The following is a 20,389-nucleotide window of genomic DNA, read 5'->3' as shown; positions in this document are numbered from 1 at the left end:
CAGAAAGGATGCGGGACGATGTTTACGATAGATACGAGAAGCCGGGTGCCGATTTACGAGCAGCTGACTGAGAAGCTGAAAGAGCTGATTATTCGTGAGGTGATGAAGGAAGATGAACAGCTGCCGTCAGTTAGGTCGCTGGCACAGGATTTGACGATTAATCCGAATACGATTCAAAAGGCGTACCGGGAGTTGGAGCGTGAAGGATACATTTATTCTATTCCAGGCAAAGGAAGCTTTGTGTCGCCGGTCAAAAACGAGATTAATAGGGAGCGAATGGAGATGTTGAAAAAAGAGCTCGAGCGTATTGTTGGAGAAATTTTGTTTTTAGGTGTACCGAAAGATGAAGTGATTCGAATCATTAACACGATGAAGGAACCGGAAAGGGGCAGTGACGATGATTAAGGTAGATAATGTATCGAAGCGATTTGGCCGCTTTGATGCGGTGAAGGATGTAAACGTTCATGTGAAAAAAGGTTCCATTTATGGATTGCTCGGGTCAAACGGTGCCGGGAAAACGACGCTGCTGAAAATCATATCAGGCATCATTCGGGCGGATCATGGGGTGCCAACGATTGAAGGCGAATCTATTTTTGAAGCGCCGGACGTGAAAAAGCGGGTGTTGTTCATTCCTGATCAGCCATACTTTTTTCATCAGACATCGCTTATGCAGATGGCTTCGTTTTATGAAGCGGTGTATGACCAGTGGAATGGTGAGCGGTTTCATCAGTTGTATGAGCATTTTGCCCTTAATCCGAATGCATTGCTTTCGCGAATGTCAAAAGGGATGCAGCGGCAGGCGGCGTTTATTTTAACACTGTCAGCAATGCCGGATGCGCTTATTTTGGATGAGCCGTTTGACGGGCTTGATCCGGTCGTGCGCCAGCAAGTGAAAAACTTGTTGATTCAAGATGTAAGCAGCCGCGAGATGACCGTGCTTGTGTCGTCGCATAACTTGCGGGAGATGGAAGATTTTTGTGACGCGGTCGGCGTGATGCATAAAGGCGGTCTTTTATATGAGCGTGATCTAGAAGAGTTGAAAACGGATATTAGCAAGCTGCAGGTGGCGTTTAAAAAAATGCCGGACGAATCGTTTTTGGCAGGGCTGGATGTTGTACATTATGAGAAACGCGGCCGTGTGCTGACGTGTATCGTACGCGGGACGGAAGACGAGATTGACCGTTATGTCCGTTCGTATGAACCGGCCATTTACGATGTGCTGCCGCTTACGCTGGAAGAGATTTTTACGTATGAAATGGGGAGTGTCGGCTATGAAATCCGGAATCTTATCGTTTAATAAAGGGCTGTTCATGCAGCATTCACGCTCCGTATTATGGATTAGTATTTTCTTTTTGTTATCGCAAGTGATCTTGCTCCCGCTCGGGTTGATGATGGTGCTACGTGATGAACGGGAGTATGAGTATTTTCTGCAGACAGATTATCGCAATGTGCTGTTCGCATTTACATACGCGTTTCAGTACTTGTCGTATCTTGTGTTTCCAGTAATAACGGGGATTGTATTGACTAGTTATATGACGAAGAAAGGTTCGTCTGACTTTATGCATAGCTTGCCGTTTAAACGAGGTATGCAGCTTATGCACGTTTATGCAGCCGGCATCGTCTCACTTGCCGTACCGATTTTGATTAATGCGGTTCTATTGCTTATGATACGGCCGTTTATTAAGCCGCTTACCTATTCAATCGGACATTTGTTTGAATGGCTCGGTGTATCACTCTTTATTACCCTTTTTATGTTTATTGTGACGGTCATGATCGGATTGTTTATCGGACCGGCTTTGCTGCAAGGCATTATGGTGTATGGCATTCTCGTGCTGCCAGCAGGGTTAATTAGCGTAACGTTGTACAATGCGCGTTACTTTGTGAACGGCCTGGCGGTTGATTCGTATACGTCGAAAGTGATGACGGATGGCATCTTTTTAATCCGTGCCGGTGAGTATGTGAATCGGCCATTTAGTGGGATAGAGTGGGCAATTTATCTCGTGCTTGCGGCCGTGATTGTTGCTGTTTCTTTTTATGTATACAAAGTACGGCCGGCAGAAGCGGTGGATGAAGCGATTGTGTTCCCGTTTTTCCGATGGGCGTTCATTTTCGTCTTAACGTATGCGGCGATGTTGATCGGTGGATTGTACTTCAGTCAGTTTTTGGGCGGATCGCTCGCGTGGACGATTATTGGCTATGTGATAGGCGCGTTTGCAGGCTACACATTGCTACAAATGATCGTTCAAAAATCATTGCGTCTTGTCTGGCCGTGGAAAGGATTCGTGTTTTATGTACTCGCTATTCTCGTGCTGCTTATTCCAGGCACAATTGCAGCAAAAGCGTATGAAAAAGCGATTCCCGAAGCGAAAGAAGTGGAAAAAGTGTATATCGGTGATAGCGGAGAGCCGTTTGAACACGTATTTTACACAGGAGTAGAAGAATTGAAAAAAGCGGAAGCTGGTTTTATGAGAGGTGCGGATTCGATCAATGAAGTGCGGGATATTCATGCGCAGTTAATTGATGCTGGAGTCGGTGTATCCGATTATGAAGGGTATCAGGTTTCAGTTACATACGGGTTGAAAGACGGAAGCCGTATGCAGCGTCAGTATACAGTACCAATGGATGAACTGGGGCGTATAACAGAGGATCTCCGGAAAAATGTTGAATTTATTAAAGCATCGAATCCTCTTTTTGCGATCGCGACGCCGGAGAAAATCACGTATTTGAGCGGGTATGACAGCACGACAGGCAGACAACTCGCTAATGTGGCGGGAAAAGAAGATATTGAAGCGATTCGATCAGCAATGGAAAAAGATACATTGTCGGGAGAGGCGGATCAGTTTAGTCTGAATGGTGGGGCGAGCGCTGGTACGATTGAATTCTGGATCGGGAAAGAAAATCAGATGCAGGTTCCAGTCAATGTGAATCTGGATGATGAACATACGATTCAAGCCATTCGTGAACGTGTTCCCGGAGGTGAGTCCTTTGCTTCTGCCACTAACGTGGAAAAAGCGTTCATTGTGACAGCAGAAACGGAAGAACAGAAAAAAGAGTTGTCGGATTTTATCTGGCCGGATAATGGAGATGAGCCAAAATGGAGCGGCATGCCGCTTCCGTACGAGCAGGTAAATGATACAGCTAAGATTAAACAGCTGCTTGATCCTGCAGGCTTGACAGAAGATAGCAGCCGTCTGCTCATCTTGAAATGGCAAGAAAACGGTCATATCGGTTATACCGTTTCGATCGTTGGGTTAAAAGAATAAGAAAATAGGGGCTGTTCCTAGTCGGTTTTCACCGACTTTTGGAACAGTCCCTTCTTTTTTTCATCAGTATATTCTCCTTTGAACATACGATTGGATCTATTAACGTGCCATACACTGTGTCATAGACTTAGAGAAGTAACAATCAACAAAGAACTAGTTCTATAGAAATGTTTTTGTTTTTAAGAAGCAGGAGTTATATAGGGTGTGCACGAATATATATGGACATTGAAGGGGTACAACGAACCGAACCGTTGATACTACATTTTTTAGAGGGGGAATTACGTTGTTTAAAAAGTTAATAGGAGGGTTACTCTTTCTTCTGCTCATTGGCCCGGGAGCTGCAGTGTACGCTCAAGATAATGGTATTGCGGAAGGAAATACCTCTAAAAGTAGCGGGAATTACGGAAATGGATTAACAACCGGAGAATTATCAGGTGTTTTGGACACGGACCAAAAAGTGACGGATTTTATTAATAAAAATCGAATGCAATTTGGCGTTCAAAATAAAACGGAGAAATTAAAATTAACAAAGAAAACAACAAATAAAGAAACGAATAAAAAGCATTATTTATACCAATTAACTCACAAAGGAATTCCTGTTTACGGAAACTATGCGCAAGTGCATCTTAATGATCAAAGCAGAGTGTATGCGGTGGACAATGACGTAGAGATAAAAGCTATCGATCTACCTACCTCTCCACGTCTTAGCGGGTCCCAAGCGATTGCTAACTTAACAGCTGCAGTGGAGAAGGAATTGGGGGAAAAGATTGAACTAGAATCTGGTAACGAAATTATGCAAGTAAAAGAACCAAGCGCAAAATTAATCATTTATCCTTCAAATGGCAAAGATTATTTGGTTTACGAAACGAAAATTAGCTTTTTAAAACCAACGATCGGAGAATGGGTCGGCTTTGTGGATGCCCATACAGGCCAAATCGTTGAAAAGTATAATGCACTGAAAGATTCGAGCGCAACGCAACCTAGTAAAGAAAAGAAAACACCTTTAAGCTTGTACACTGTTGAACAAGGTAAAGGGGAGAGTAATAACGGAGATGTAAAAACACTGAATATTGTGAAAGAGAATGGACAGTATTTATTGGTAGATACAACAAATAAAATGGTCAACGATGGTGCCATTATAACCGGGGAGTTGGAGCGCTTTACTGAGAACGGGAACTTTATTATAGGTCTTGTTTCCAGCGATACTTCTTATTTTACAGATAAACATGCTGTGGATGCTCATTACAACGCTGACGTTGTATATGATTACTATAAAGAAGAATTAGGTCGTGACAGCATAGATGGAAAAGGAATGGACATTCTTAGTGTCGTACATTACCGGAATCTTGATGGTAGTCCGATAGATAATGCGTCTTGGTTTAGTGATGCCATGTGGTATGGGGATGGAAGTGGAGATGACTTTAATTGTTTCAGCTGTTCACTGGATGTCGTCGGCCATGAGCTGACGCACGGTGTCATAGAAAAAACGGCAAATCTTGAATATTGGGGACAATCAGGTGCTTTAAATGAATCCTTTGCTGATATTATTGGATCGCTTATAGATGGAGATTGGGAAATGGGTGAAGACACAGGAACTGTGATTCGGGATATGGAAAATCCAAATCTTTATGATCAACCAAAACATATGGATGAGTACAAGGATATAGATTGGGATAATGGCGGAGTTCATATTAACAGCGGAATTCCCAACTTTGCCGCTTATCAGCTGGCGACATCATTGGATCAGAGAGGCTTGGACGGGAAAAGAATTTTAGGTCATATCGCTTACAATTCTTTGAATGATTACCTCTTGAAGCCAACTTCTCAATTTTTGGATGCACGAAATGCTTTTCTTTTGTCTGTAGATGACTTAACATTCTTGGAAAGTAATCAAAAAGACATTGTAAGAGAAGAAGTGGAAAATGCTTGGGCAGCAGTGGGGCTTCCGTTTGGAGAGCAGGCTCTGATTGGCTTAGAGATGAGCGAATCCTCTCTAAATTTAAACGTTGGTGAAACGCATCAGCTAACGTTAACAGCTGTTTACTCCGACGGCACCAGAGAAGACGTAACGTCTTTGAGCAACTGGCAGTCAGAAAACCCGGATATAGCAACTGTAGAAGCCGGGCTTGTTCGCAAAATAAACGACGGTGAAACAACCATTTGGGCATCCTACCAAGGACTAGAAACGGCTGTTGAAATCGAGCAAACACCTAATGTAAAAGGAAAAGTGAGCGTAAATGGTCCCTCTGAAGGGATAGGAGAAGGAGATATCCTTATTGAATCACTGGAAGACAAAGAAGAAGAAGAGCCAAAGCGCTACCTTTTTGAGTTTGATGCAAACTCAGAATTCAGTTTTTATCTGAAGCCTGGAGAATATAAAATTTTGGACATATTTTCTTATGAAACTGGAGAATACATTGATATTCTAGATAAAAAATTTACAGTTGGCAAAGAAACGCTTCAGTTGGATGTCGACATTCCTCCTGTAACGGTTACAGGGAAAATCGAATTTTCTGACCCGGACATTCTTGAACAATATGATGAAATTGGTCTGATTCTTGAAAATAACGGCGAGGATTTGTGGATTGATGTTAAAGAAGAGTCGTATAAAGGACGCCTTTCAAAGGGTACGTATAACGTTGTCGAGGTTTATGCTTATACGTATGATGATTCTTTAGAGAAGCTGATTATCCCGCTTCATGATTCCATTAAAATTACCGATGAATCAAAAGTGATCGAAAAAAATATTAAAGCAAACGGTGAAGCTTCTTTTCTACACGTAGATTCAGTAAAGGAAAACAGCACAGCTGTAACAGGCGGCACAGATCCAAATAAGACAATCGAGATTTATAATGAATCATCAAAGACAAAGACGATTGGCAAAGGGAAATCAAAATCGGATGGACATTTTTCTGTTAAGATTCCGAAGCAAAAATTGGGCACGATTTTAACGGTTGTTGTCAAAGATGCACATGGGAATCTAACAGCAGAAACAAAAATTGAAGTTCAAGATGGTACCCCTCCAGAAGCGCCAAAAGTAGATCCAGTCACGGATCAAAGTAAAAATGTGCAGGGAACAACAGAAGCGCATGCGATCGTCACGGTGAGAGCAGGCACTGAACACTACACAGGAGAAGCGGGTGAAAACGGCCACTTCAGTGTAGCAATTGATAAATTAAAAGCAGGCACGACGATTTTCGTCACGGCAGCCGATGAAGCGGAAAATGTAAGTAAAGAAACGAAGGTTGTTGTATTGGATGGCACAGCGCCTGACGCGCCAACCGTAGATATTGTGAAAGAGCTTCAAAAAGCGGTAACAGGAATGGCTGAACCGGGTATGACTGTCACGGTCAGCCACAATGGAAAAGTCCTTAAATCCGGAAAAGCGGATAAGAACGGGAAGTTTTCAGTAAGTGTGAAGATGCCGGCGAAAGGAAGCAAGCTGTTTGTAACGGTGAAGGATGCGGCAGGAAATGAAAGTGAAGCGACAGAGGCAACGGTTCTGGATGGCATAGCGCCTGACGCGCCAAAAGTGAATCCTGTCACTGATCAAAGTGACGCTGTGACGGGAACAACAGAAGCGAATGCGACGGTGACGGTGAAAGCAGGCACTGAACAGTATACAGGGGAAGCGGATGAACAAGGTGCATTCGATGTAGCTGTCGACCAACTAAAAGCGGGTACAACAATTGTAGTCACGGCAGCCGATGAAGCAGAAAATGTAAGTAAAGAAACGAAAGTGGTGGTAGCGGATGGCACAGCGCCTGACGCGCCAACCATAGATCCGGTGAAAGAGCTTCAAAAAGCGGTAACAGGAACGACTGAACCGGGTATGACCGTCACGGTCAGCCACAATGGGAAAGTCCTTAAATCCGGAAAATCGGATAAAAACGGGAAGTTTTCAGTAAGTGTGAAGATGCCGGCGAAAGGAAGCAAGCTGTTTGTAACGGTGAAGGATGCAGCAGGAAACGAAAGTAAAGCAACAGAGGCAACGGTTCTGGATGGCATAGCGCCTGAAGCACCAAAAGTGACGGTTCCTGTCAATGATCAAAGTGAGATAGTAACCGGTACAGCGGAAGAAGACGCGACTGTAAGGGTAACCATTAAGGTTAAAGAAGGGAAACAAACGGTCGAGCAGGAAATTGGCCGTGGCATAGCTGATGCAGGCGTATTTACAGTAGAGATCGCCACTCAGCCAGCCGGTACAACAATTTACCTGACAGCGATCGATGCAGATGGGAATGTAAGTAAAGAAACGAAGGTTGTTGTATCCGATGTAACGGCTCCGCTTGCACCAGAGGTAGATGATATTACTTCTAAGCACAAGGTCGTGACAGGTACAACGGAACCTAATGTAACCGTAACGGTTAAAAATGAGGCGGGAAAAGTATTACGTTCCGGTAAATCGAATAAAGAGGGAGATTTTAAGCTTAGTATTTCTCCACAGTCAGCCGGATCTAAAATTTTTGTAACGGCAACAGACAGTGCTAAAAACACGAGTGAAGCAACCGTTAAGGTTGTATCATCTGTAGCAATACCCGCTTTACTACCTTAAGCATGTAGATTTATGTAAATAATAAAAAAGCTCACTGAGGAATCCTCAGTGAGCTTTTTTACATCAAATAGCTAAATCTTGAGAGCAACCGACTGGAAAGCCGCTTATTTCATTAGCTCTCGCCACGAACTCGCATGATGGACCGCAATTTGACATTCACATTCTTTCCATACCTTTTTCATTTCTGCTTCCATATAAGTGGGGCTTTTGCCGGAAAAAGAGATGCCTTCTGCTTCTGCATTCTCGATCGTTTCGACAGCAATTAACACTTCTTTATCGAGCGCTTTGCCGATGTTTAATTCCGTCCGGGCTGCTTCTATGATTTGGTCTGCGCGGTCACGGTACGCCATAATCACTGTGTAATCGGCGGTTTGAATGGCCATTTCAGCAAGAGTCCCGCCGGCCTGGGATGGAATTTCATCGTACCAGAAGGGGATATCGATGCCGAGAAGGAATCCGCTGGCTGCTGCTTTTTTCAACAGCTGTTCATATCGATCAATAGCCTGGTTTTGATCGGTTTTCCATTCAGATGATAAATACGGTTCTACATCAAGGTGAATGCCGTCCCAGTCCAGCTCATTTACTTTTTGTAAAAAAAGAGCTAAATCTGCTTCTGTATAATCAGGCGAACCATCAAGCGCATGAACGCGAATATTCTGCTCATGTGCGGCTGTTAAAAAAGAGCGATACGCACTGTCGGCAATATTCGGATCGACTTGAACATACACATCACGCACTCGCTTTTCTTCAAAGAACAGCAGCCATTTTTCCTGTTCGTCATTGAGTATGGACGCATCCCATATCCATGTTGCATGTTCAGGTTCATTCATACGGCAGCCTCCTATGAGCAGCACGATTATAGCCAGCAGCCATCTCGTTTTCACAAAAGAATCAATCCCTATTCGTTGATTTTAATGTAAGTATAAAGTAGAGCGTCCTTATGCATCAACAATGAGTCTTTTTGTTTTTTCTGTGACAGTTCATTTTCCACTGGATTCTGATCCATTTTCCTATATAATAGAAAAGATGCAATTTGCGCATAAAAACGACAATGAAAGACTCATTATGATATGATAAAAATCTACGAATTTGGAAGGAAAGAGGACTTTTCAACATGAAGAACGAGAAGAAATTTTGGCTGTTTGCTCTGGCATTTCTTATTTGGCAGCCGGTTATCGACGTGCTGACAAGCGCATCATTGCTTCTACTAAATGTAAACCTAACCGTCGGTGTCATTGCCCGCGTGCTGTTTATGGCTGTGATTGTGCTAGTGCTTCTGCAATTATCCTGGAGGAACCGTCTGGCGAGAAAATATGCCCTGTATTTAATCGGGCTGGCTGTGCTAATCATTGTAAACATGGCGATGAATTATAATGTAAAAGATCCCTATTACATTGCCAGCGAATTGAAGTATTTTAATAAGATTGTTTATTTTCCTATTGTATTTGTTGGTTTTAACATGCTGTATCTTTATTTAAAGAGAGAACATGAGCCATTTAAAGAAAAAACAACCACGTATTTTCTTTACGCCTCGCTCATTATCAGTGCCGTTTTCATCGTCTCATTCGTAACAGGGACAAGCATGTCCAACTATTCCCACACAAAAATTGGCTTCACGGGTTGGTTTTTCGCGGGTAATGAAATTGGTGCGATCATGGCGATTATTTTGCCGCTCACAGCACTTTATGCGATTGAACAGACGGATAAATTGAAAGAGTGGCGCTACTGGATTCCGTTTATTTTGCTGGCGATTTCCATGCAGTTTCTCGGAACGAAAGTAGGATATGGCGGCATTGTGATCGTCTTAATTGCGACATTTGTCACGATGTTTATCCTCTACATGACGAAAGAGCGGACAGAAAAAGTACGCTCCAATATGTTGATTTCGATCATTTTAATGGCGGTTCTCGCTGTGACGACACCGATCACACCTGTTTTCCACAATATGTTTGCACATTTAAGCTTGTTGAATATTGATTTGGACTTTGGCCAGAAAGAAAAAGAATACGATCCGGAAACGGGAGAAGAAATCCCATCGGAAGACGATGAAGAAAAGCCGGAAATCACAAATGATCAAATTCAAAATCTCGTTTTCAGTAGCCGTGAAAAATATTTAGCGGATATGAAAGATGATTTTGCGGATGCGCCAATCGGACAAAAATTGTTCGGCATGGGCTTTGCAGGGAATTACGTAGAACCAGGTCCGGGTGTCGGTCCGAAATTGATTGAAATGGATTTCTATGATCTCTTTTTCTCACTCGGTATCGTCGGTTTCCTTTATATGATGTCCGTACCGCTTTATTATGTTGTGAAGTTCGTCCTGTATTTCATCCGAAATATAAAAGAAACGTTTACGATTACAAATGTGATGTACGGCGTGTCGTTTATTTTAGCACTTGGCATTGGAGCTACAGCTGGACATGTGTTAACAGCACCGGCTGTATCCATTTATGTTGCTGCTGTTATGGCATTGCTTATGGTACGTGAAGGAATTGTAAAAGAATAGTATGATGAACCGCTCTGTTGTAACTGACAGAGCGGTTTTTTTGTGCAAATATGAACCAAGTGTAATGATACGTATGTGTTTGAAGAAGATGCAGCTGTGAAAAAGATTCTCCCCTGAAAGTCTGATAAAAAGCTATACTATTTACTTTATATTTTACTCATGAAATGTATTAGTTGTCCTCGATCAACCAACTTCACACCGCTTTTTTTCGCAAGATCGCAGGCGTTTTTTGTAAAAGTATTATTCGTCACAACCCATGCTTCATTGGCCTTGTAATACGTTTTAGCAGAAAAAACTTGTTGAACAGAAGTAACTCCGACTGTTTTACTGTATTTTTTAACTTGCACAGCGATAGATTTCCCGTCTTTTTTTAATAATAAATCTGCACCGTAATCACCAATGAGGTTTACTTTATAGCCCATGTTTTTGAACAGTTCCTCTACATACAGTTTAAATTCTACTTTCTGCATAGTATCAATTTCTTTAATATCGGATTGAAGGAATTTTCTCTTTTTTACATTTTGTCCATCCGACCGAAAATAAACGTATACAGCAACAGAAATAATAATGATCACTATAATGATAAAAAAGTCATCTCGAGGCTGAATAACTAATGGAAGAACAAAGTGACTAACAATTAAAAAACCCATTAGGCCGAGTAAAGTTTTATCAAAAAGTGTATCTGCCTCGTTTTTATACTTCATCTTAGCCATCTATCTCATCTCCTTGACCTATTTCAGTAAAATCAGTCCATTATTTCATCTTATTCTTCACTGATTTATGTATCTTTATCCAGCGAAGTTGAATAGCCGTATATTGTGGCGATTGATGAAGTTGCATAATGGGCATCGACCAGACGTAATTCCTTCATTTCATTTAAGCTGTAGCTTTCACGCGATTCCATCAAATTTTATTTCGATTAGTGAGGTAGTTTACATTTTTTGTATATTGAGTGTGCTATAACCTTTTAAAACCGATTTCAACTCGTTCCATGGTAACTTATTCTAAATTTGTAAAATTGGATATAAATGGGTTAAAAGCACAGAAACAAGGCCTTAAGCATAAAATGAATTGCATTGCATTGAAAAATGTATAAAAGAAAGGTGATAACAATGGCTGACGATAGAAAAGAACCACGGGATGGGGCAGGACCACAAGTGTCGACACTTTCTATTGGACCTAAAGGGCCGAGAGGACCGAGAGGAAACGCCGGGCCACAAGGGCCTGCAGGAGCAGTAGGACCACAAGGACCAGCGGGAGCCGATGGAAAAGTAGGACCACAAGGACCAGAGGGAAAAGTAGGACCACAGGGACCAGCGGGAGCCGATGGAGCAGCAGGACCACAGGGGCCTGCGGGGCCAAGAGGAGTGCAAGGGCCTGCAGGAGCAGACGGAGCAGTAGGGCCGGAAGGGCCACAAGGACCTATGGGAGCAGCAGGGCCGCAAGGGCCTGCAGGGGCAGACGGAGAGGAAGGACCACAAGGACCAGCGGGAGCCGATGGATCAATAGGTCCACAGGGACCTGCGGGGCCAAGAGGAGTGCAAGGGCCTGCAGGAGCCGATGGAGCAGTAGGGCCGGAAGGGCCACCAGGACCAGCGGGAGCCGATGGATCAATAGGTCCACAGGGACCTGTGGGGCCAAGAGGGGCGAAAGGGCCTGCAGGAGCCGATGGAGCAGTAGGGCCGGAAGGGCCACAAGGACCTATGGGAGAAGCAGGGCCGCAAGGACCTAAGGGGGCAGACGGAGCGGAAGGACTGCAAGGACCAGCGGGAGCCGATGGACCAGCAGGGCCACAAGGACCAGCGGGGCCAATGGGACCGCAGGGAGCAGATGGAGCGGAGGGACCACAAGGACCACAAGGACCCCAGGGGCTAGAAGGTCCGCAGGGGCCTGTGGGTCCAGAAGGACCACAAGGATCTAAGGGGCCAGCAGGAGGACCGGAGGGTCCAGAAGGTCCGCAGGGACCAGTGGGTCCAGAAGGTCCGCAAGGACTTAGAGGTCCAGAAGGACCCCAGGGACCAGTAGGTCCAGAAGGTCCTCAGGGACTTGTGGGTCCAGAAGGTCCTCAGGGATCAGTGGGTCCAGAAGGGCCACAAGGACCTAAAGGAGACCGGGGACCAGGGGGAGCGGCGAGTACGTTAGATGGGCTTGATTCTACTCAATTTCTGCGCTCGGACACATCAGGCACATTAAATGGTGAGTTAACAATTAGCCAAGATTTAACGGTAGATGGAACTTTTATTCGTTTACCATTAAGCCCTGTGCCTCCTGTATCTCCTGCAACGGGCATGATTTTTTACAACACAACCACTTATAAACTGCAAATATTCACAGGTACGATGTGGAAAACAATATTCACTACGTAAATCATTAGCAAATGACCGTGAAAAAATCTTTAAGCATTACAGAATTTCCAAATGGAAAGTTCCTCTTCTTGAGAAATACGATGAAAGTGAGGCCGAACTAGGCGTGTCTTCTAGCATGTTCATGGTTCGCCCTTTTTTTAAATGTGAAGAGCATAGCTTCCATATTAAGAAATAGTATATGAGAAGGGTCTAAAACGCTCAGGAAACAAAATAATCAATAAAATAAGAGGAAATGTGGTTTCCCCCTTCTTGAATCTTGAATAGCTTATATTAAAAGGAGGAAGATGAATGAGTTATTATAAAAAACGCAAATGTGAAATATGTGGTCACGAGGAATGTTGTTGTGACTGCCCGCCAGGCCCACCAGGTCCACGGGGAAAACAAGGAGATGACGGGGAGCGAGGAAGACAAGGACCGCCAGGGGTACCAGGAAGAGATGGAAGAGATGGAACACCGGGAGCACCAGGAGCACCAGGAGCACCGGGAGCACCAGGAGCACCAGGAGCACCAGGGACACCAGGCGCATCAGGATTACTGGTCGAATTTGAAGTATGTGAAAAATTTACAAATCCAAATAACGGTACGATTGATCTAGGTACCGCTCCGGCTACTGGAGCACCGCTTTGTGAACTATCTACTGCAAATATGAATGCCATTACCATCAATAGCACCGGAAGCCGTGTATTCCTTACTGGAACGGTCGGCTGGCAGTCGGATGCATCAAATAAAGTAGAATTTATTATTTACAAAGGGAGTATAGCGGTTGGTAATGAGATCTTCAGAATAACAGATGACTCACAGGGAAATCAGCGGATAGCGACAGGTTTCACCTTTGTTGACTTGGGACCGTTTACTGTCGGACAGACGGTTCAATACTTCCTTACTGCCAGACGGATAGGTAGTGGGAATGCTCCTACAATTGTTGGACCTATTGTATTTACAGGATCGGAAATCTTACCGAACCCGTAATCATTCAAGCAGGCCTTTATGGAACGGGGCCTGCTTTTTTACTTCTGGAAAAATAAGAATCCCATTTTACTTACGATCAAACACGTTTTCAATTTGTTCACATAACATGATAGCATCCCTCAGAAAAGTTTGAGGAAATGTCAGTTCATTAAGAAGGAGGACGTATGAAGAAGCCTGCAATTGTTCTTTGTGATGATCCTTTTATCGCCTGTTATGAGCAAGTGGTGACGGAGATAGAGTGTCTCCAATTGAGGGAATTAGCGCGCACTCAGCTTAAACCTGCAACAATCATTGGGCCATCAGGACTGCAAGTTTCTAATTTCCGTATTTCAGATAGTACCTGGTTTTCTCATGATTCATATGAAATCGTTCGCCAAGTATCCGAACGAATGGCGTCCATCATTGGAAAACCGCTTCATCATGCTGAGAAGCTTCAAATAGCCAGATATAAAGTGGGGGGGAAATTCGGTGAGCATCTGGATTGTTATGATCCCCTCTCTAAAGCAGGAAAAGATTATATTGATCAAAATGGACAACGATTGTATACTGCCCTTCTTTATTTGAATACAGTGAAGGAAGGCGGAGAAACTTTTTTTCCAGAGCTTAATCTTCAAATCACCCCATCTGAAGGCACTTTATTAGTTTTTGAGAATTGCAAAAAGAACACAAACGAATCAAATCCTCTTTCACGGCATGGAGCCCGGCCAGTGAATGAGGGAGAAAAATGGATCGCCACTTTATGGTTTTGTGAAAAACCTCAATATTGAAGTGAAATGACAACAACAAATGGGCTGTCATCGGGTTTTTTGTTATACGTATGAAAACCGATTTTACACTTTAAAACATACAAATAGCTGAAAATAAAGGGTTCTTTCCCTTCATTTTCAGCTATTTTTCATGAAAATTAATTCTGATTATTTCTTCTTTTTTTATGCGAACGGTGGTATAATTCTTCAGATAAAGCGGCATATCCGCCTATAGTCAGCTAAGAATGCAAACAAGCAAGGAGTGGCAAATAAAATGATCGTATGTAAATTTGGTGGAACATCGGTTGCGAGCGCCGAACAAATTAAAAAAGTGGCTGCCATCGTTAAAGATGAACCGAAACGGAAAGCGGTTGTCGTATCGGCACCGGGTAAGCGCTTCGGTGATGATATAAAAGTAACAGATTTATTAATTGCCCTTGCTCATGCTTCATTGCGTGATCGAGATGCAGAAAACGAATTGAAGGCTGTTGTCGATCGGTATGCAGATATTGCGCAAGGTCTCGGTCTTGACGATACCATTGTAAACATTATTGAAACAGATTTACGTGGACGTCTGCAAGAAAATCGTGACAATCCGCCGCTATTTATGGATCAGTTCAAAGCGAGCGGTGAAGATAATAACGCGAAATTAATCGCAGCCTATTTCACAAGCATTGGACTTGAAGCTGAATATGTGAATCCGAAAGAAGCAGGACTTATTGTAAGCGATGAGCCGGGCCGTGCCCGCGCGCTTCCAGAAGCATATGAAAATTTAGCGAAGCTCCGTGAAAATAGCAAAATCGTTGTTTTCCCTGGCTTTTTTGGGTATACAGAAGAAGGTGTCATGATGACATTTGCCCGCGGGGGATCGGATATTACCGGCTCGATTCTAGCATCTGCGGTGAAAGCAGAGCTGTATGAAAACTTTACAGATGTGGATTCCGTATTCGCAGCAAATCCGAATGTCGTCGACAACCCGGCTGAAATTAAACGGATGACATACCGTGAAATGCGTGAATTGTCGTATGCAGGCTTCTCTGTTTTTCACGACGAAGCATTAATGCCAGCATTTCAGCATTCTGTTCCAGTTTGTATTAAAAATACGAACAATCCATCTGCACCGGGCACAATGATTGTAGCGGAACGTGAATATACGAAAAGTCCGGTTATTGGCATTGCAGCGGATAAAGGCTTTTCAACACTCTATGTTAGTAAATATTTGATGAACCGTGAGCTCGGTTTCGGCCGTAAATTGCTGCAAATTTTGGAAGATGAAGAAGTGTCTTACGAGCACACACCATCAGGCATTGATGATTTGTCTATTATTGTGCGCAGCCATCAATTAACACCGGAAAAAGAGGAACGCATTTTAGAGCGTTGCCGTGAGGAATTACAAGTAGACAAAGCACACATTGAACACGGGTTTGCGATGATCGTTCTTGTTGGCGAAGGTATGCATAATACACTTGGTCTTTCTGCACGTGCAACAGCCGCCATTTCCCGTGTCGGTGCGAATATTGAAATGATCAATCAAGGCTCATCAGAAGTCAGCCTTGTGTTCGGCATTCAAGAAAAAGATACAGATAAGGTATTGCGTGAATTATACGAAGAGTTCTTCAGCAAAAGTGCTGTTCTTCAATAAAAGATGAATGGCCTCCGATGCAGATGCACGGAGGCCTCATTTTTTGCCGGGAAACGGACACAGCTTTAAAATAAAAAGCCTCTGATTTTCATCAGAGACCTGTCAAAATCATTTTAATTTTTCAAGAATACTTTTTCCAGACATGCGCGTTCTATGTGAATCGCTATATGTCTTACGTAAGTTGCGTGTCCCCATGCGGTCTTTTACTTTCGGGTAAACGATTGGAGCGATAATAGCGCCGTACTTGATTAATTTCTTCAAATTCATCTTTTGTCATCTCCGTTCTAAAAATGTTCATTTACATTATTGTACCCTTTTTAAGCCAGTCCAAACCTTATGTTCATTATAACATATATTTCTTTTTTTCTGTAAAGTTGAAACAAATTGTGGGTTATACATGGTAATATAAAGGAAGTATGAAATGAAACAGGGGGTATCCATTTGAAAAAGATTTTTTCGGTATTTTTAGCGTCATTGCTTTTTGTTGCAGCCTTTCTGACTCCGTCTGCGGGGGCAGCCACTGTAAAAGAGGATTACGTTGCACTTGGTGATTCGATTGCCGCAGGACAAACGCCATACAAGACAATCGGTACAGGCTATACCGACATGATTGCGGATGAGTTAGATAATCAGGAAGCACTTGCCTCATTTACGAAAAGTTATGCCACTCCAGGTGAAACAAGTACTGGATTATTGACCAAATTACAGCGTTCTGATGTTCAAGCCGCTGTTAAAAATGCAGAGCTTGTAACGATTTCTTCAGGAGCGAATGATTTACTGGCTTTTGTAAATACAGGAAGTAATGATCCGTTAAAAGCTTTAGAAGTTGTAAATAAAGTAAACCAAAATCTGACCGCAAGTATCCAAAAAATAAAATCATTAAACAAGAATGCAGATATTTATCTATTTGGCTACTATTTCCCGTATTCAAGCATGGAAGAAGGAACAAAGAAAGAGAATTTAACGATCGCATTTAACTATTTTAATAGTGAGTTAGAATCGACGGCAAAGGCTCAAGGTGTAACATTTATAGACGTATCTTCTTCATTTAAAGCTGAATATTTGCCGAATGCAAATGATGTTCATCCAAATGAAGCGGGGTACAAAGTATTTGCAGACCAATTTTTCAAAGTATGGAAGAATAGCACAATACCAGATCCAGAACAAGGAAAAGACCCATTTACTGATATTAGTAAACTAGGTTCACAGGCGCGCATTGCGATTATGAAACTAGCAGAAGCAGGCATCATTAACGGAAACATTGATGGTACATTTGCACCAAAAAGTAACATTACCCGCGCAGAAACAGCGATTATTTTATCGCGTGCGCTTGGTAAAACCGGCACAGCTCCGAATCCAGGATTCTCTGACGTCTCTTCAAAAATGAAGTCGTATGCAGCGATCGCTAAACTTACGGAAGCGGGTGTTTTTGCCAAAGCGCCGAAGTTTAATCCGGATAAGCCGTTAACCCGGGCTCAGATGGCTCGTGTCTTGACGCAGTCACTTAATCTTCAAGCAGGGGCGTCTTCAATTTTCAATGATGTACCAGCAAAACATTGGGCGAATGAAGAAATTAATGCTGTTTATTCTCACGGTATTATGAGCGGTGGAGCAAACGCTATGTTTTATCCTGAAAATAACATCACGCGTGAACAATTTGCCATAACGATGTACAACGTGTGGAGCCATTCTTTTATCGGCACTCCTTAATAATGAAATCCGCAAAGAGCACTCTTTGCGGATTTTTGTTCTGTACATTACAAACACAATATGTTAGTATTTTAAAAGTATAAAAACACAATATATAGTATGCGATGAAAAGCAGGTACCAATAATGGTTTAAAAGGGAATCCGGTTAAATGCCGGAGCTGTCCCCGCAACTGTAAGTGCAGACGAATGCCAAGCCACTGTGAAAACGGGAAGGCGGCAAGAGGACGACGCACGAGCCAGGAGACCTGCCTGTTTTTCTGAAAGCGACACTTTCTTCGGGGGTTGAGAGGTGGAAGCGGCGGATTCCGTTTGTTTCCTCATTTTACCCATTCAGAGCGATAGCTCAGCCGAAGAGGCTGCATCTATCGCTCTTTTTATTTTTTGCAAAACAGGAGGAATAACATGACAATCACAATCATTCCAGAAATCGAACAGATGCTGAACCATTTAACAGACGAATTTGGCCAGGAAAAAATCGGTCCGCTTCTCCGTGTTAGCGAACGATGGACAGCCAAGCATCCGGGATATAGTGCTTCTGCCTGGTCAAAAGCAATGGTACTCGAATCACTCAGCTTTTTGGATGAAGAAGAGCCATACTGGACATTCGTTGCTGCACGCATCCATCTGGAGGAATCGTATCGCGAGCAAGCGGCCAAGCGTAAGACTTCGGCCGAAGGAGTTTACAAAGATTTCGCATCTCACGTTCAAATTCTAACGGAGAAAGGCTTATACGATCCCCGTTTAACGATCGCTTACACAACAAATGAACTTGAAAAAATAGGGCAATTATTGCAGCCAAAACGCGATCAATTATTTACATATATCGGATTAAAAATGCTGATGGACCGCTATGTTGCACGTGATTTTGACAAAACGCCGGCCGAACTTCCGCAGGAGCGCTGGCTCATTATTGCAATGACACTTATGCAAAATGAAACTGAAAACCGTTTAGAAAAAATTGCTGAATCGTACTGGGCGATGAGCAACTTATATATGACAGTCGCAACACCGACATTATCTAATGCCGGTAAGCCGTACGGACAGCTGTCGAGCTGTTTTATCGATACAGTCGATGACAGTTTGCAAGGCATTTACGACAGCAATACGGATGTAGCAACATTATCGAAATACGGCGGCGGCATCGGTGTGTACATGGGTAAAGTACGGAGCCGCGGTTCTTCTATCCGTGGGTTTAAAGGCGCGTCAAGCGGCGTCATGCCTTGGATTAAACAGCTGAATAACACAGCAGTCAGCGTTGATCAGCTCGGCCAGCGCCAAGGAGCGGTTGCGGTCTATTTGGACGTTTGGCATAAAGATATTTTTCCGTTTTTGGATTTGAAATTAAACAATGGCGACGAACGTCTCCGTGCACATGATATTTTCACAGGCATCTGCTTGCCGGATGTGTTTATGGAACAAGTCGACGCGCGTGGCGAGTGGCATTTATTTGACCCGCATGAAGTGCGTACGGTGATGGGCTTTTCACTGGAAGATTATTATGATGAAAAACGCGGCCAAGGTTCGTTCCGTACGAAATATGAGCAATGCGTAAATGACGATCGATTATCACGTGAAACCGTTCAGGCGATTGATATTATGAAGCGTATTATGCGCTCACAGCTTGAAACAGGTGTCCCCTTCATGTTTTACCGCGATGAAGTAAATCGCCGCAATGCAAACAAACATGAAGGCATGATTTATTCAAGTAATTTGTGTACCGAAATCGCCCAGAATATGAGTGCGACGGAATTTGAATCGATTCAGCTTGAAGACGATGTCATTGTAACGCGCAAAAAGCCCGGTGATTTCGTTGTGTGTAACTTGTCCTCCATCAATTTAGGCAAAGCGGTGCCGGCTGATGTGTTAGATCGTCTCGTCCGTATTCAAGTGCGTATGCTTGATAACGTCATTGATTTGAATATGATTCCGGTTCCACAGGCGGAGCGGACAAACAGTCGTTATCGCGGTATCGGGCTCGGTACGTTCGGATGGCATCATCTATTGGCACTGAAAGGCGTTCGCTGGGAAGCAAATGAAGCGGTTGAATACGCGGATTCACTCTATGAAAACATTGCCCGCCTGACGATTGAGGCATCGATGGAACTAGCGAAAGAAAAAGGGGCTTATCCGTTATTTGCCGGATCAGATTGGGAAACAGGCGCTTATTTTGATGTGCGCGGCTATGAAGGTTTAGAATGGAAGGAACTTCGCGCGAATGTGCGTGAAAATGGGATGCGAAACGGCTATTTAATGGCTGTTGCACCGAACTCATCGACATCGATTATTGCGGGAAGCACGGCGAGTATCGATCCGATTTTCCAGAAGAGTTATTCCGAAGAAAAGAAAGATTACAAAATTCCGGTGACGGTTCCAGACTTGAATTCCGAGACGACATGGTACTACAAGTCTGCGTACTTTATCGACCAGCAGTGGACGCTCCGTCAAAATGCAGCGCGTCAGCGTCATATCGATCAAGGTGTGTCATTGAATTTGTATGTTCAAAATACGATTAAAGCGAAAGAATTGCTTGATTTGCATTTATCGGCATGGAAAAACGGGTTGAAGACGACGTATTACGTTCGTTCGACGTCGGTTGAGCTGCTCGAATGTGAATCGTGCTCGAGTTAAGGAG

The 20,389-nt window shown here is 43.4% G+C and carries 14 protein-coding genes and 1 riboswitch; of the genes, 11 read left to right on the top strand and 3 right to left on the bottom strand.

All coding sequences use genetic code 11. From position 1 onward, the window contains the following. Positions 1–18 precede the first annotated feature (18 nt). The 4 genes from A3M5_RS0115580 (at position 19) to A3M5_RS23865 (ending at position 7,818) form a co-directional block, all read left to right on the top strand. Positions 19–405 carry a GntR family transcriptional regulator gene (locus A3M5_RS0115580; protein ID WP_018394711.1) on the top strand — a complete coding sequence of 129 codons (387 nt, stop codon included), beginning with the start codon at positions 19–21 and terminating at the stop codon, positions 403–405. Beyond that, positions 398–1,297 (top strand): ABC transporter ATP-binding protein, encoded by a 900-nt coding sequence (locus A3M5_RS0115575; RefSeq protein ID WP_018394710.1) that lies wholly within the window; start codon positions 398–400, stop codon positions 1,295–1,297. Before A3M5_RS0115580 ends, A3M5_RS0115575 begins: the two co-directional genes overlap by 8 nt. Further along, the gene (locus A3M5_RS0115570; protein WP_018394709.1) at positions 1,272–3,263 is read left to right on the top strand and encodes an ABC transporter permease; all 1,992 of its coding nucleotides are present in this window, start codon (positions 1,272–1,274) and stop codon (positions 3,261–3,263) included. The genes A3M5_RS0115575 and A3M5_RS0115570 overlap by 26 nt, the downstream gene beginning before the upstream one ends. Positions 3,264–3,546: 283 nt before the next feature. Beyond that, a complete protein-coding gene (locus A3M5_RS23865; RefSeq protein ID WP_018394708.1) occupies positions 3,547–7,818 on the top strand; it encodes an Ig-like domain-containing protein in 4,272 nt (1,423 codons plus the stop codon). Between the two features lie 104 nt (positions 7,819–7,922). Here A3M5_RS23865 and A3M5_RS0115560 read toward each other — a convergent pair whose 3' ends face one another. Beyond that, positions 7,923–8,648: a hypothetical protein gene (locus A3M5_RS0115560; RefSeq protein ID WP_018394707.1), complete on the bottom strand. Its 726-nt coding sequence runs from the start codon at positions 8,646–8,648 to the stop codon at positions 7,923–7,925. Positions 8,649–8,932: 284 nt separating this feature from the next. On the opposite strand from A3M5_RS0115560, the gene A3M5_RS0115555 reads away from it, so the two are divergent. Beyond that, the gene (locus tag A3M5_RS0115555) at positions 8,933–10,324 is read left to right on the top strand and encodes an O-antigen ligase family protein (protein WP_018394706.1); all 1,392 of its coding nucleotides are present in this window, start codon (positions 8,933–8,935) and stop codon (positions 10,322–10,324) included. Between the two features lie 146 nt (positions 10,325–10,470). Here the strand turns inward: A3M5_RS0115555 and A3M5_RS24875 are convergent, their stop codons facing one another. After that, complete coding sequence (locus tag A3M5_RS24875) at positions 10,471–11,037, bottom strand: restriction endonuclease (RefSeq protein WP_018394705.1); 567 nt, start codon at positions 11,035–11,037, stop codon at positions 10,471–10,473. A gap of 399 nt (positions 11,038–11,436) precedes the next feature. Between A3M5_RS24875 and A3M5_RS23140 the strand changes: the two genes are divergently transcribed. From A3M5_RS23140 to A3M5_RS0115530, 4 genes are all read left to right on the top strand, one after another. Continuing rightward, positions 11,437–12,690 carry a collagen-like protein gene (locus tag A3M5_RS23140; protein ID WP_018394704.1) on the top strand — a complete coding sequence of 418 codons (1,254 nt, stop codon included), beginning with the start codon at positions 11,437–11,439 and terminating at the stop codon, positions 12,688–12,690. Positions 12,691–12,978: 288 nt separating this feature from the next. Further along, entirely contained in the window at positions 12,979–13,659 is a 681-nt protein-coding gene (locus A3M5_RS25835; protein WP_018394703.1) for a hypothetical protein, read from the top strand. Positions 13,660–13,823: 164 nt separating this feature from the next. Next, positions 13,824–14,426, top strand: coding sequence for a prolyl hydroxylase family protein (locus A3M5_RS0115535; RefSeq protein ID WP_018394702.1), 603 nt, complete (start codon positions 13,824–13,826; stop codon positions 14,424–14,426). 253 nt (positions 14,427–14,679) lie between these two features. Further along, positions 14,680–16,047: an aspartate kinase gene (locus tag A3M5_RS0115530; RefSeq protein ID WP_018394701.1), complete on the top strand. Its 1,368-nt coding sequence runs from the start codon at positions 14,680–14,682 to the stop codon at positions 16,045–16,047. A gap of 108 nt (positions 16,048–16,155) precedes the next feature. Here the strand turns inward: A3M5_RS0115530 and A3M5_RS25510 are convergent, their stop codons facing one another. After that, on the bottom strand, positions 16,156–16,314 hold the full coding sequence (locus A3M5_RS25510) for a hypothetical protein (RefSeq protein ID WP_018394700.1): 159 nt from the start codon (positions 16,312–16,314) through the stop codon (positions 16,156–16,158). 174 nt (positions 16,315–16,488) lie between these two features. On the opposite strand from A3M5_RS25510, the gene A3M5_RS0115520 reads away from it, so the two are divergent. Continuing rightward, positions 16,489–17,757, top strand: a complete 1,269-nt coding sequence (locus tag A3M5_RS0115520; protein ID WP_018394699.1) for an S-layer homology domain-containing protein — start codon at positions 16,489–16,491, stop codon at positions 17,755–17,757. Positions 17,758–17,853: 96 nt separating this feature from the next. Continuing rightward, positions 17,854–18,024: riboswitch (cobalamin riboswitch) on the top strand. A 168-nt stretch (positions 18,025–18,192) separates the two neighbouring features. Continuing rightward, on the top strand, positions 18,193–20,385 hold the full coding sequence (locus tag A3M5_RS0115510) for a ribonucleoside-diphosphate reductase subunit alpha (protein WP_502685422.1): 2,193 nt from the start codon (positions 18,193–18,195) through the stop codon (positions 20,383–20,385). Positions 20,386–20,389 lie beyond the last annotated feature (4 nt).

It is taken from the genome of Bacillus sp. 37MA (genome assembly GCF_000372765.1).
Taxonomy (GTDB): Bacteria; Bacillota; Bacilli; order Bacillales; family Domibacillaceae; genus Domibacillus; species Domibacillus aminovorans.
The sequence above is the reverse complement of the archived record's forward strand: the minus strand, read 5'-3'. Positions and strand labels throughout refer to the sequence as shown.